General features: G+C 49.7%; 13 protein-coding genes. All 13 read right to left on the bottom strand.

What is annotated here, in order from left to right; translation table 11 throughout:
* Positions 1-6: 6 nt before the first annotated feature.
* The 13 genes from E6W40_RS29915 to E6W40_RS04095 all read right to left on the bottom strand — a co-directional run bounded on the left by E6W40_RS29915 (position 7) and on the right by E6W40_RS04095 (position 12,806).
* The gene (locus tag E6W40_RS29915) at positions 7-231 is read right to left on the bottom strand and encodes a hypothetical protein (RefSeq protein WP_246072867.1); all 225 of its coding nucleotides are present in this window, start codon (positions 229-231) and stop codon (positions 7-9) included.
* Positions 232-246: 15 nt separating this feature from the next.
* Positions 247-984 carry a CehA/McbA family metallohydrolase gene (locus E6W40_RS04150; RefSeq protein WP_246072865.1) on the bottom strand — a complete coding sequence of 246 codons (738 nt, stop codon included), beginning with the start codon at positions 982-984 and terminating at the stop codon, positions 247-249.
* Positions 985-987: 3 nt separating this feature from the next.
* On the bottom strand, positions 988-1,443 hold the full coding sequence (locus tag E6W40_RS04145; protein ID WP_246072863.1) for a hypothetical protein: 456 nt from the start codon (positions 1,441-1,443) through the stop codon (positions 988-990).
* 15 nt (positions 1,444-1,458) lie between these two features.
* Complete coding sequence (locus tag E6W40_RS04140) at positions 1,459-2,352, bottom strand: ABC transporter permease (RefSeq protein ID WP_136604322.1); 894 nt, start codon at positions 2,350-2,352, stop codon at positions 1,459-1,461.
* Positions 2,349-3,539, bottom strand: coding sequence for an extracellular solute-binding protein (locus E6W40_RS04135; RefSeq protein WP_136604321.1), 1,191 nt, complete (start codon positions 3,537-3,539; stop codon positions 2,349-2,351). Before E6W40_RS04135 ends, E6W40_RS04140 begins: the two co-directional genes overlap by 4 nt.
* 23 nt (positions 3,540-3,562) lie before the next feature.
* On the bottom strand, positions 3,563-4,603 hold the full coding sequence (locus E6W40_RS04130; protein WP_136604320.1) for an ABC transporter ATP-binding protein: 1,041 nt from the start codon (positions 4,601-4,603) through the stop codon (positions 3,563-3,565).
* A 15-nt stretch (positions 4,604-4,618) separates the two neighbouring features.
* The gene (locus tag E6W40_RS04125; protein WP_136604319.1) at positions 4,619-5,443 is read right to left on the bottom strand and encodes an ABC transporter permease; all 825 of its coding nucleotides are present in this window, start codon (positions 5,441-5,443) and stop codon (positions 4,619-4,621) included.
* A gap of 404 nt (positions 5,444-5,847) precedes the next feature.
* Positions 5,848-7,683, bottom strand: a complete 1,836-nt coding sequence (locus E6W40_RS04120; protein WP_136604318.1) for a UbiD family decarboxylase — start codon at positions 7,681-7,683, stop codon at positions 5,848-5,850.
* A gap of 126 nt (positions 7,684-7,809) precedes the next feature.
* The gene (locus E6W40_RS04115) at positions 7,810-9,243 is read right to left on the bottom strand and encodes a DUF1254 domain-containing protein (protein ID WP_136604317.1); all 1,434 of its coding nucleotides are present in this window, start codon (positions 9,241-9,243) and stop codon (positions 7,810-7,812) included.
* Between the two features lie 97 nt (positions 9,244-9,340).
* Complete coding sequence (locus E6W40_RS04110; protein WP_168928824.1) at positions 9,341-9,973, bottom strand: phospholipase D-like domain-containing protein; 633 nt, start codon at positions 9,971-9,973, stop codon at positions 9,341-9,343.
* Between the two features lie 199 nt (positions 9,974-10,172).
* A complete protein-coding gene (locus E6W40_RS04105; RefSeq protein WP_136604315.1) occupies positions 10,173-10,799 on the bottom strand; it encodes a nitroreductase family protein in 627 nt (208 codons plus the stop codon).
* Between the two features lie 164 nt (positions 10,800-10,963).
* Positions 10,964-11,836 (bottom strand): cupredoxin domain-containing protein, encoded by an 873-nt coding sequence (locus tag E6W40_RS04100; protein ID WP_136604314.1) that lies wholly within the window; start codon positions 11,834-11,836, stop codon positions 10,964-10,966.
* Positions 11,837-11,873: 37 nt separating this feature from the next.
* A complete protein-coding gene (locus E6W40_RS04095) occupies positions 11,874-12,806 on the bottom strand; it encodes a TIGR03943 family putative permease subunit (RefSeq protein WP_168928823.1) in 933 nt (310 codons plus the stop codon).
* Position 12,807: the final 1 nt, after the last annotated feature.

Below are 12,807 nucleotides of genomic sequence, written 5' to 3'. Positions count from 1 at the left end.
ACTGGATTAGTAAAAGCAAGCGTCGACAAGGCCCCGTTCAGCATCCCATGAAGACGGACCCGCATCCAGAGAAGTCCATCTCCGCGAAATGAATGATGGATTTCGTCTTGCCCTTCCGCTAAAGAATAGCGTCAATTCTCCAAGGTTTGATTCGAAGATGATCAATAGCCCTTGTTCATCCGTTTCTAATTGCCGATCCGGTTGATTGGATGGAATCACCCGCACAGTCATCTCGTGGTTTCCATTCTATCCCTTAGTTTCCACTTCTACCCTGTCTCCAATCCCGTACCTGTTTACACCCCGCTCAATCTGAAGCTCAAGCCGCGGTCCCATGCTTACACAGATCCTGCCGGAAGAAATCGCATCTACCACAGACTCCGTACTCGGCATACTATCTTCATTCTCCAGCCCAAGGTAGGTATATGCCGGCAAATCATCTTCCTCGCTCGAACGGTGCCAGTCCCGGCCCGCTGTAGCCGAAATCCGATATCCCTGATTTAACAGGCTGGTCCACTGTTCAAACGCAGGTGCGTTATGATTCCGCATGGGAGGCAGCGTCTCATGCCATACCTCCATGTAATCGATATCGTTCCAATCCTTGACGACATATTCCCAGTGGCATCCGGTGCATATCGGGCTCCCCAGACTGAACGGATGTGCAATCCCGACAATACCACCCTGCTCATGCACCCTTTCGATTCCTTTATGAATATCAGAAGGCCCCAAATCCCTCCATTCGGAATAAGGCACGCCAAGGGTCAGCATATGGCCGTAAAAAGTCGTCCATTCCAAACCTGGGATAATTGAAATTCCGGTCTCCTCCGTGGCAGCAGCCGCATCAATCATACCGGATGTCGTGTTGTGATCGGTCAGAGCGATGCCGGAGAGGCCAAGTTCCCTGGCCTTAATGCACATTTCGAGCAGCGTATGCGTGCCGTCACTATGCGGTGTATGGGTATGCAGTTCAAACGGTAGCCATTTCATGACTCACTTCTCCTTCCCGGATACGCAGTTGATACATTCTTGTGTCACAATGCAATGAACGCTTATCGTCACTTTCCATACGCCACTCTGAATCGGCCCGGAGAAGAGCCCCGGAGAGCTCTCAAGCAGTGATAGGATATGCTTCTGATGATTGGGATGGCGGTGCGCAGAACCCCTGAATCCATCCGGATCATCGACGGAGAGCGTCAGCAGGTTTTGCAAGGGATGAAATTTCTCCCAATGTTCTAGATACACACTTTGAAGCGCCGGATTCACGTATTTGCGAATCGCTTCCTCAATCATCTGCTTTGAGGCATTCCGATCATCCAAAGTTTTCGGACCGTATTCAAACTCAGTGTGCAGGGCATTCATCCCTTCGGGAATATACAATTGGTATGTGATATGAGTCTTGGAGCTGAGCGGAGTCAATTTGCCTGCAACAGTCAACAGTTCCCTCATGTTCATTCCACCTCTCTACCTTTCTTCCTTCATCATGTTACGAATGTAGAAGTATCCTACAAGAGAACAAATGGCAAACATAAATACGGCACAGGCGCTTGCAATCCCGGTTTCAAAGTAAACCGAGAACTGCTGCTGCATCGCCACGCCGAGCACCTGCGGCGCGTTCGGTCCGATAAGGAATGGCGCGGTGAAGCTGCCGATCACTCCCATTACGACAAAAGTTGCCGCAACGAGCATGGATTTAAAGGATAACGGAAAGATAATGCGGAAGAAAATTTGGATTTTACCTGCTCCGATATCCTTGGCGCTTTCGATGACGGCATTCGGTATCCCCGACAAGGCCGAGCTCAACAGCATGGCCGCAAAAGGGATATTAAACCACAAATTGGCCAGCAGAAGTCCCTTGTAATCGTAGAGTACCTTCATGAATGGTGCATCCGTAAAGTGCAGCATAATGCGCGCCAGCCAGCCGTGATTGCCATACATATTGATAATGCCGTACGTTGCGATCACCGAAGGAATAAACATCGGAATGTAATACAGCTTCTCGATCCATTTTGCAAGCTTGCCGGTAGAGAATCTCAGGAATACAGCCAGTAAATATGCGATAACCAGCACGCTCACCGATGACACCACAGTCAAGTTCAGTGTATACATGATGTTCGCCTTCATCGCAGGATCGGTGAATAAATACTTGTAATTATCCCGGGTGAACTGTCCGTCATTTCCAGTCAGGCTCTCTTGAATCGAAGTAACAATCGGGACAACAATCATAAATAACAGTAATAAAAATGAAGGGATCACCATCAGCAGGCCCAGCGCGGAGTGCTTGACTCCGCGACTGTTCCAGGTCGATTTCAGCGGTTTGCGCGTTTCCAGAGACGGACTTAATCCTTGTCCGCTCATTGACCCGCTACTTCCCTCTGCCAGCGTTTCATCGCTTCGGACTCCAGCTCCCCAAGATTAAAGGAACGGTAGCTCACGGAAACACCTTTGAATTTATCCTGCAGCTCGCTAGGCATATGAGACCATTCAATACCCGGGAATCCATAAATTTTGTTAACCACTTCCGCTTGGGCATCCGGGCTGAGCACGAAATTAATAAAATCATAAGCGGCCTCTTTATGCTTGGACATGCTTGGAACAGTAAGAAGTCCCGGTCCTCCGGTAAAAGCAGGCTCAATCTGGGCCAGCTTGGTCGTTTCAGGCAGAAGCTTTTTGTTGATTTGCTCCAGCGCCATATCTGACCAGGCCGGGACCATATCCACTTCTCCGTTCGAGAGAAGATCCAGCGTTCCCTGGTTTTTCTTCGGATACACGCCCTGCTGGTACATGTCTTTGCTCAAAGCCTTCAGCTGTTTGAATCCTTGATCCCACTGCTGCATAATGCTTTTATCCTGATTGTGGATCGCATCGTCCGGCAGGGATTTATACAATGTCGTCAGCACAAAGGATTCTCCGGAACCTCCTGTTGAAGGGTCATTATAGGCAAACCGCCCTGGATGCTCATGGATCCATGTGTATAGGTCATCCAGCGTTTTAGGAGGTGCAGGTACTTTCTCACTGTTATATGCGAGAAGAACGGATGAAGAACGGTAAGGTACGGCTTTATTGTCCATATCCTTCATGTTCACTGGATTCATCAGACTAAGATTCGGAATTTGCTGCTCACTCAGTGACTCAAACACCCCGTCTTTCTTATCGGCGGCCATATCGGAGCCTCCGTTTGCCTCATACAAATCTACATCGACACTGTCCTTACCCGCACGTTTAGCTGCAACGATACGGTTCATCGTCGCCTGCTCACCTTGACCGGAAGGAATATACACCAGCTTAACCTTCACTTTATCTTGTTCCTGTTCATACATTTCCTTCAAATGCTCCCACAGCTCCTGCACATTCTGGGAACCGCTGAAATAGAAAGCAATTTCCGTCTGGCCGCTGGCACTGCCGCCTGCCGTATCCCCTGCTGCTGAGGCGTTCGGTTCACCTTTTCCTGCACCTGAAGAACAGCCGGCAAGAAGCGTAAAGACAGCCAGTGAGGTAAGAAGCAGCGTTTTCCCTTTATGTTTGAATCCACGGTTAATACTCATGTGTATTCCTCCTAATCGCTCTTTTATATGGATGATTTTGAATATGCAGTGAGTTTGGTGAAAGTTAAAGAAACCGATTGTCCTCCGGATAACTGGCCCGACTCCTCACGGGGCAAGAACATTCTGACTAAACCAGCTTCCGTCAACAGCGTAATCTCCGCGTAATGCCCCAAGATCATAACCTGCTTGACCACAGCGGCCAGACCAGGAAGAGAAGCATCATTCCATCTGATATCCTCAGGGCGTACCGCAACAACGACCTCTCCCCGCAGCTCCTTCGGATTGGACAGCTCAAGATGGTTCAGCCGGATACAGCCTTCGTCTGCAGTACCATTCAGCATGTTCATGCGTCCGATAAAATTGGCCACGAAAAGGGATTGGGGTGCGTCGTAGATTTCCTGAGGTGATGCAGACTGCTCAATATTTCCCCGGTTCATGACGATGATCCGGTCCGACAGCGATAATGCCTCTTCCTGGTCATGCGTCACGAACATCATCGTCAACTTCGCAGCAGACTGAATTTCGCGCAGTTCCTCACGAAGCTCGCTGCGCAGCTTGGCATCCAGGGCAGAGAACGGCTCATCAAGCAGGAGTACCGCCGGCTCCAGCAGCAATGCCCGGGCTACTGCCACCCGCTGCTGCTGCCCGCCGGATAGCTCTCCAGGACGTTTCTTCTCCGATCCTGGAAGCCGTACCAGACGAAGCGCACGGTCCACGGCTTCTCGAATCTGCTCCTTGCTCTGGCGCCGGATCTTCAGGCCAAAGGCCAAATTTTCATAAACGGTCATATGCGGCCAGAGATTATAGCTCTGAAATACCATCGCCGTCGGTCGTTTCTCCGGCGGAAGATGCAGCACACTTTTGCCCGCGATTTGAATATCACCCGAATCCGGCTCCAAAAAGCCTCCGACCGAACGGAGCACTGTCGTCTTGCCGCAGCCGGAAGGCCCCAGCAGCGTTACGAGCTCTCCATGGGCGATATCCAGCGATATCCCGCTCACGCCATCGCCTGTTTTGTAACGCTTCGTTAAATTTTGGATCGATAATTGAACTTGTGCAGTCATTTCCTTGCCCCCTTGCTATTTCATGGTGAAGCCGCTGGACATTACGTCCGCGCTGACAAACCGCCGCGATACGAACAGCAGAATAATAGTTGGCAACGTGAGCAGGATCGAGAACACAGCGCCCGCTGTTGCCGGATAATCCTGTACAGCCCCGTACATGATCAGCGGCATTGTTTTATAATCGGGCATACCAACCATAAATGTCCCCTGCGCTTCATCAAGCGAAGAAAGGAACGTAAAGATCGAAGCAACGATAATACCTGGCAGCGCCATTGGCAGCGTAACATTCCAAAATACGCGCAGCGGTCCGGCACCCGCATCCCTCGCAGCTTCCTCCTGTGCTTTATGCACGCTTTTGAACGAGGCAGCCGGAATCCATGTCATATACATCAGCGTGTTAACGATATGAATCAGGACGACGCCCATAAAGGTATTCATCAAACCGACTTTGAAAAAGAGCACCGCAATGGCAACATATAAGCCCATTTTGGGAAAAGCATTAGTCAGCAGGAACGAGAACAGAAACCATCGGCTCAGCGGAAACCGTAAACGCGCAAAAGCATAAGCTGCTGGCACACAGATAATGATCGACAATGCTGTAACCACAATCGCAATCAGAAAGGACAATCCGATCGATTTCAGAATTTCCGGCTGGGATAAAACGTACTTCCACCAGGTCAAGGACCAGCTTTGGGGAAGTGCCGCAGGAAACTGCCATTTCCCTGAAAAGGCAAGCAAAGCCAGATTGATCAGTGGCCCAAGAAAAAAGAAAATAAAAAGGGCAAAAATGATAAACTCTATGATTTTTCGGCTTCCCAGCCTTTTAAAATACCAACTCAACAAACGTCACCTCCGGAATCCGAATTGGTATCGATACCAATTTGGACAATAATGATTTCTTGTCTTCAAAAAAGCCGAGCACGCTCATCATTGGTATCGATACCAATTTAGCGATGATGAACTGTCATGTTGTCTTAGCCCCCTTACCTCGCTTGTACTCTTCTAGCTTAAAGACCAAATGTTAATTTTGTTCCGGCTGAATGTTAATGGAGAGGAGTTCTTTTGTTTCATGAACGTAAAAAAACGTCGATCGTCGTACTCTCAAGAAAACTGACCACATTTAACGAGAGTTTTTCTTGCGGTTTCAAGATGTGCCTCCGTGGAGCCTATACTTTCGGATGCCAAAAAAAAGATTCCATGGAGTTTAACCTCCATGGAATCTTCTCTTCGCCTATTTTATAAAATCACTTCAATTTTACGCCGCTTAAACTGCCGCCTTTAGCAAAAACTCGCTCTACATTCTTTTCCACTGTCGGATCGGGAATCAGAGGCGGAGCCTGGTGCGGCTTGGTCCGGGCATCGATCATCATATTATCGCAAGCCCAATGCTTGTTCTCATAGCCGCTGTTCACACCATAAATATCATGTGATGGATTGCTCCGTGTAAAAGTAGCCCATAGAAAGTTATTGATCGTTTCACTAAGGAAGGTGCTGTCATCACATAAAATGATCATCGGGCATGTCTCGAGCGGCCCCTTCTCAGCAATGGCTTCACTTAAGCCCTTCAGCTCCTGCTGCGCCGTTTCGTAATCTGCAAATGCAGAGCCTTGAATCGCTACAACTCCCGGCATGACCAGTCGGGCATTTTCAAATCCGCGCAATGCCTTCAGCACTTCCGGCACCTCGCGGCATAATTCCCGCTTCTTGTCCCCATAAGCCGCCAAGACGACTTTACTGCCGCTGTTAAGCCCCGTGCCTGAATAATCCAGGGTATCGATTGTCGTATTCGTATAAAAGTGAATATCCCGGCGAAGATCCATTCGCTCCAGAATATAGTTCATAAAACCGACGATATCATGGGAATCCAGCGCTTGGCTCTCTTCGGCCGTAATAAACAAATATTTGGCGAGACTCAGCTGTCCTGTACCCAGGATCCGGTTAGCCAGCGTCAGAATCTCGGTCGGCTGCTTCACCCGCTGATAGGGGGTGTAGCGTTCGCTGCCGATGGCAAACAGCAAGGGATGTACCCCTGCAGCATCCACGGCATGAACTTCCTTGACGCCTGGAATTTCCTGCTTGATGGCATCGCCCGTCAGCTCATGGATGAGCTCTCCGAATGAGGTATCCTCTTGAGGTGGTCGCCCGACAACGGTAAAGGGCCAGATCGCATTTTGCTTCGCGTACACTTTATGGACCTTCATAACCGGAAAAGGATGCGTCAGGCTGTAATAGCCCAAATGATCTCCAAAAGGTCCCTCCGGTTTGGTCGCATCCGGATGAATTTCACCCGTAATCACAAAATCGGCATCATGACTGATACAATATCCATCAACATAGCTGTACCGGAATCGGCGTCCGGAAAGTAATCCGGCAAAAAGCATCTCACTTAGTCCTTCCGGCAAAGGCATAATGGCCGAAAGCGTATGGGCAGGTGGACCGCCAATAAAGATACTCACTTTTAACGGCTCGCCTTTCTTACTTGCCTTCGCTTGGTGCACGCCGATACCGCGGTGGATCTGATAATGCAATCCGATTTCTTTATTCTTTTCATACTCATTGCCGCTGAGCTGGATACGATACATCCCCAGATTGGAATTCATCAGTCCCGGCTTTTCCGGATCCTCCGAATATACCTGCGGCAGGGTAATAAAAGCCCCCCCATCCATAGGCCAATGCAGAATTTGAGGCAAATCTGAAATCTGAATCTCTTGAAATGCGCTGGGAACGCGACCCGGTTTTTTCATAGGCAGGGCCTTAATAGCCCCAAGCCCGTTGCCGATATTTTGAAAAGGATGTTTAACCGCCTTCATCGGGTCATCGCGCAGGGCGATAATGCTCTGTGTTCGGTCCCAGGTGCTCCGGAAAATAAACTTGCTGCGCTCGATATCGCCAAAAAGGTTGGAGACCGCTTTAAACTTCGAGCCCTTCACATTTTCAAATAACAAAGCAGGGCCGCCAGCTTCATAGATTTTCAGATGAATGGCAGCCATCTCCAGACAGGGATCTACCTCTTCTTTTATGCGAACCAAATGGCCGTGCTTTTCAAGGTCTGTTATACATTCTTCTAGATTCCGATACAATGGTTTAACTCCAATCTCCATGTGAGTTTGCTATAGCTTATTGGTCAAGCACGAATGATGATGCTGAGTACTATTTAATATAGTTAAAACAAAACTCATGGTAGATGTCAAACGATTATCGCATATCTAATTTTTAGGCATGACTGGAGGAACTTGATATCGCTTCTCCAGCATTTCCGGTTTGGGGGCAAATACCCGCAGAACCAGATTAAAGTTACCGTCAGGTGCCGGAAGCCAGTTTGACTGCTTGCCCTGCGGTGGAGCCCGCTGAATATAAATATCCAATGAGCCGTCCGGGTTATACTGCAGTTCTTTCGTCAGATCACCAATGGCATATCGCTGTATCGGGTTAGGCACCAGGTAAAAATCAGCTCCGTACATGGTCAGCGACCATAATCCGTCCGCAGCTGGGAGCTGATCCTTGTCAAAATGAAGCATGTACTCATGCGAGCCGTTTAATGGCTTCCCTTTTCCATCTTCAAAGGTGCGGGCATACAGCTCTTCAGACGGAACATTGGCGGCGAGACCGGAATAAGCAACCAAAGCGCGCACGAGAAAATGATCCCCATACATGCCAACGTCGTAACCGACAACCCATCCGTTTTCTTTGGGAACCCAAGAGCCCGCCTTTTCAATGATGTTCTGTCCATCCCACACCGCCCGTTCCAACCCGGCGATGGTGGCCGGATCCAGCCCTGTTGCATCAAATCCCTTCGCTGCATCGATTCCAATGAGCTTGAATTGATCCAGCAGGACCTGTTCGTTTGGAGAAGGCGGATTTTTCTTCATGGCATCTGTCATGATTTCGAAAAATGCTAATGGATGCTTCTCTAAATCTGGTAAAGAGACTCCTTGCTGCTCTGCCTTCAACGGCTGATGAGACAAGGGGTTGAGCGTAAATAGCTGTTCAAACGCAGCTGCCTTGGCTTCGTCCTCCTTGCCGTTCACCTCAACACGCCCGACCAACCAGACCGTATTCGTTGGCGCAATGATTTTCGGGTAACTCGTTTTCCAATGCCATGATGGCCCGGCAATGACAACTTTTCCTGCCTTATCCATGGTCATGCGGTTAGATACATTTTGGAAGGTGTTCGTATAGGCATCCATCATTTGGACGGAGTAATAGCGGTTGTCAGGGTTTGCCGGCAGTTTCAGTACTACAGGCCCCTTGGAGAGATCCAACCAGGAGGTAAAATAAAGTGTGGAGCTATTGGGTGTGACGATGTCTTTATACGCCGGTGAAGCCAGCGCAGTGGAGTAGTAAAACTGATTGAGCGGTGCTCTCGTTCTCAGCATTTTTTCCTTTGTTTGTTCCATCACGACAAGTGGATAGCCGTATATGTATGCCTGGATGCCGAGGGAATGCGACAGCTGCTCGAGTTCTGGCGCTCCCATGCCGGTTTGAGCCTGTGCCCGATGAGGCTGGTCTGTCGTCGGCTCATGGCCGAGCTTTTCTATATACGAATCCGCAAAAGCAGTTGATAAGCCGCCGGACAAGGCTCCAAAAGCCAATACCGCAGCCACCAGCAGCCCTTTTCCTATCCATGTACGCCATTTCATCACATAGCCCCTCTCCACGTTCAATAGCCATTCCTGGTATATTTTTCATACCATTGAGGTTAGGGTTAGCCAATGGAAGGCGCATTATTCCCTCGTTTTAACGAGATTCATAGTCCTGATAACGGTCCTTGTCGTCCCACATCCGGTTAAAGGTATCCTCGAAAGTCCGAACGACCGTGGCATCATGGATGATCAAAGCGACGTCGTCGTTCTCCTTCACGGAAGACTTCAGGTAATTGAATGAGCCGGCCTCCACGCTTTTACCGTCCGCGATAAGCATTTTTAGATGCATTTTTCCCTTATGGCTGCTGACCTTGACCGGAACGCCTGCTTTCATGATCTGTTTGAGCGCATCCTGCTGCTTCTCTTTCCCATCCGCATGCTCCTGGTCCGTGATGAGGCGCACGCGGACTCCCCGGCCGGCGGCATTCGCGATCGCATCGACGATCGGGTCGTAATTCAAGCTGTATATCGCCACGTCAAGCGTGCTCTTGGCATCGTTGATCAAGCCGATGATGGCCTGCTCCGGATGATCCCCGTTTTGAACGAAATACGTCTGAATGGAGCTCTCGCCACCGGACGCCTGCTGCCCGGATTTCGCCTGCTCCTGCGGTTCCAGAGGCTCGTTTGCTGCTCCGCTTGCCTGCTTGTCCGCCTGCCCGTCTGCCCCGCAGCCGGACAACAGCCCGCAGATTAAGGCTGCCATAATCCATGGGTTCCATCTTGGCATGAAAATACTCGCTCCTTCCGGCTGAAATGATTTGCTTATCATCGTAACAAATTCGGAGCGTGATCTCCAATATTCCGGTCATTAGGCGATAAAGGATGCTGAGCTCCTGAAAACATGCAAAAAAAAACGGCCTGTTCCATCAGGCCGTTCTCTCCATACAATTGTCTTTTGCTTACGATTCAATGGGTGTCATACAAGCTTAAAATCCGTTAAACGTCACGAACTCTCCTACAGGCTTGCGGTAACCGCGGGGTCTTTGTTTGCCGGTGTCCTCTTTGCCGATCGTAATCAGCATCGCGGGAACGTAGCGCTCCGGAATGTTTAATGCCCGGCGCAGCTGCTCCGGATCAAAGCCGATCATCGGGCAGGTATCCCAGCCTTTGTCCTTAGCGATCAGCATAAACAGCATCGCGGACAAGCTTGCATTGCGGATGGCTTCGTCTCTTTTGAACGCATCGCCTCCATCCTCGTACATGCCGATGACACTGCTGACCGTTTCGTCGAATTCGCGCTGGTCGATGACCCCGAGATTCAATAAACCTTCGTTGATCGGCCCGATATTGTGGTAGGCTTCCAAATCTCCCAGCACGACGATTACCGCGGAGCTTGTCAGCACTTTATATTGCTTGAAAGCCGCTTCGTACACTTTGCCCTTTAGTGTTTTATCCGTCACCGCTACGTAATGGGTATGCTGCAAATTGAAGGCGGAAGGAGCGAACTTCACGAGGCCGAACATTTCGGCTAGCTCCTGCTCGCTGATGTTGACATCGATTTGGAACTTGTTGGCGGATCTTCTGGCTTGGACTAGCTCCTGAAACTGGCTCATAATTATATCTCCCCTATGTATGTATTTTTCAATCGTTATTGTCTCTTTAATTATTTTATATTAGTTGCTTTAAAAAAGTGAGTTAAATATATCACACCTCTATCCTTTTTCGCAACACTTCCGTCCAGCCTGTAATAAAAAAAGACGCTCAGCGTCAAAAGCAGCTAATCGGCTGCCTTCACCGTAAGCGTCCCGTTGGAATTTCTGGAGGGAATTGCGATATCATACGTGCCCGGCTGCGGGTTGCTCAGCACAAATATGTTTTCGCCTTCTTTCAGGTCTGCGTCAACGTTCAGGTTTTTGGATACAAGCTTTAATCCGGCGCCGGCCCTGGGCTTCACGTCAATGACAATCTTGATCATTTTCTTCGCCTCAAAGTCGGTGTTTGCCGGGGTGAATCCGGCTGCCGACACCTCGATCATGGCCACCTGCATATCGTTGTCTTCGTCGATGGCGGCGGCTTGGAATTTCGGCTGTCCGATCGCGCCAAGCGCGATTCGGTCCTGCTGCAGCAGCATGCCTCCCGCGATTACGGCGAGTGAAGCCCCCAGCACGATCGTGCTCACAACCGATGACGACTTGCTTGTCAGGTTCGACTTTTTCCTCGGAGGACGGGACGCATGAATCAAATGATCGCCCGCTTTTTGCGCGATAAACGAACAAATAATGAACAAAACCGCAACCGCCATGACGATGAGCCTGGATTCAAAGAACAATCCTCCCAGCATCGATCCCAGCGATGCCCCGATCACGCCGGACATGAAGCCGTTAATCGCAGGCTGCCATCCGTAAGCCATGCCTAAGGCAGTGCCTGCAGCAGCGGCGATGAAAGTGATCAAAGCGAAAACGCCCCAGCGGAAATCAAAAGCCTGCACGCCTTCGGCTCCAAGAGCCATTCCCGACAAAACCGCGAAAACGGCGGCAAGAGTCATGCCGTTCCTTTTAGATAGAAGTCCCTTCCTCCGGAACATCAAAAACATATGGTAGCCCGTCAACAGCAGTATCAAAGCAAAACTGCCAGCATGAAGCAGCATCATTCATCTCTCCATCTTTGTTGGTGTAGAATAGCATCGTTTAAAGCTTTTTAGCGAAATCCCAATCCGGATAAACATAAGGAATAGTTGGAGCCGCTGCCGGCTTTGTATCAGAGACGACGATTTTGATCACCTGTTGACCATGATAAGTCGTTGTTGTGATGGTGCCGGTGAGTTCTACCCATGCATCGTCGGCAAAGCTTCCAGCCTGGGGACTTTCGGCAATGATGCCATATGGCGAAATATCCGCGATGCAGTGGGTCATGGCCATCCTCCCGATGATGAATTGGTTCTCGCCAAGCCCCTCCTCGCGATAGATAAAGCCTTTGATCCGAATCGTTTTGCCTTCAAAATTGCCCGCAAAGGCATTCAGCGCTTGCAGCTTCTCAATAAACCATTCGTCTTTCATCTCAATGACGTCCTGACGGTATAGAAGCATTCCCAGTTTGGCATAATCCCGGTTATATTTGTCGGACTTGAACCGCTCTTTCAATTCGGGATCATCATTTCCCGCCACTTGAGCCAAATCTGCCGGTATGCCGCCGGCAGATTCTCCGACTTGAATCCCCCTGCTCTTGACCAGCGATCCGGCAAAGGCCTGATTGGGCAGGAGAGCTCCAAACAGCAAGGGCAAAATAAACAGACCATACATAAGGGCATTTTTCGCCACCGACCGCGAAGGCTCATGGCTGTGCACATGGTTATGATCGTCGTGAGCATGATGATCGTGATCGTGATGACCACAAGCACACGCTGCGGGGAGCTCTTTCGTCCGGGAGCGGATGAGGAAATAAAGCTGGAAAACGGCAAACAAAAACAATCCTGCAGCAGCCAGTTCTGTATATTTGACGAGATGGGGAGCGATATACAAGAGAATTTCTCCCGTGAATGCCAAATAAGCGATATATCCGGTAAATCCCATCAAAATAAGCAGCTTGAGTACATGGTGAATGATCAGGTGCGGATTTTTCATG

The organism is Paenibacillus dokdonensis (assembly GCF_004916975.1).
GTDB lineage: Bacteria > Bacillota > Bacilli > Paenibacillales > Paenibacillaceae > Paenibacillus_AQ > Paenibacillus_AQ dokdonensis.
The sequence above is the reverse complement of the archived record's forward strand: the minus strand, read 5'-3'. Positions and strand labels throughout refer to the sequence as shown.

Excerpts from the sequence above, each read along its gene's own strand:
- E6W40_RS04095 (WP_168928823.1), bottom strand. The coding sequence starts at position 12,806 with ATGAAAAATCCGCACCTGATCATTCACCATGTACTCAAGCTGCTTATT.
- E6W40_RS04115 (WP_136604317.1), bottom strand. The coding sequence starts at position 9,243 with ATGAAATGGCGTACATGGATAGGAAAAGGGCTGCTGGTGGCTGCGGTA.
- E6W40_RS04140 (WP_136604322.1), bottom strand. The coding sequence starts at position 2,352 with ATGAGCGGACAAGGATTAAGTCCGTCTCTGGAAACGCGCAAACCGCTG.
- E6W40_RS04130 (WP_136604320.1), bottom strand. The coding sequence starts at position 4,603 with ATGACTGCACAAGTTCAATTATCGATCCAAAATTTAACGAAGCGTTAC.
- E6W40_RS04105 (WP_136604315.1), bottom strand. The coding sequence starts at position 10,799 with ATGAGCCAGTTTCAGGAGCTAGTCCAAGCCAGAAGATCCGCCAACAAG.
- E6W40_RS04135 (WP_136604321.1), bottom strand. The coding sequence starts at position 3,539 with ATGAGTATTAACCGTGGATTCAAACATAAAGGGAAAACGCTGCTTCTT.
- E6W40_RS04100 (WP_136604314.1), bottom strand. The coding sequence starts at position 11,836 with ATGATGCTGCTTCATGCTGGCAGTTTTGCTTTGATACTGCTGTTGACG.
- E6W40_RS04145 (WP_246072863.1), bottom strand. The coding sequence starts at position 1,443 with ATGAGGGAACTGTTGACTGTTGCAGGCAAATTGACTCCGCTCAGCTCC.
- E6W40_RS29915 (WP_246072867.1), bottom strand. The coding sequence starts at position 231 with ATGACTGTGCGGGTGATTCCATCCAATCAACCGGATCGGCAATTAGAA.
- E6W40_RS04110 (WP_168928824.1), bottom strand. The coding sequence starts at position 9,973 with ATGCCAAGATGGAACCCATGGATTATGGCAGCCTTAATCTGCGGGCTG.
- E6W40_RS04150 (WP_246072865.1), bottom strand. The coding sequence starts at position 984 with ATGAAATGGCTACCGTTTGAACTGCATACCCATACACCGCATAGTGAC.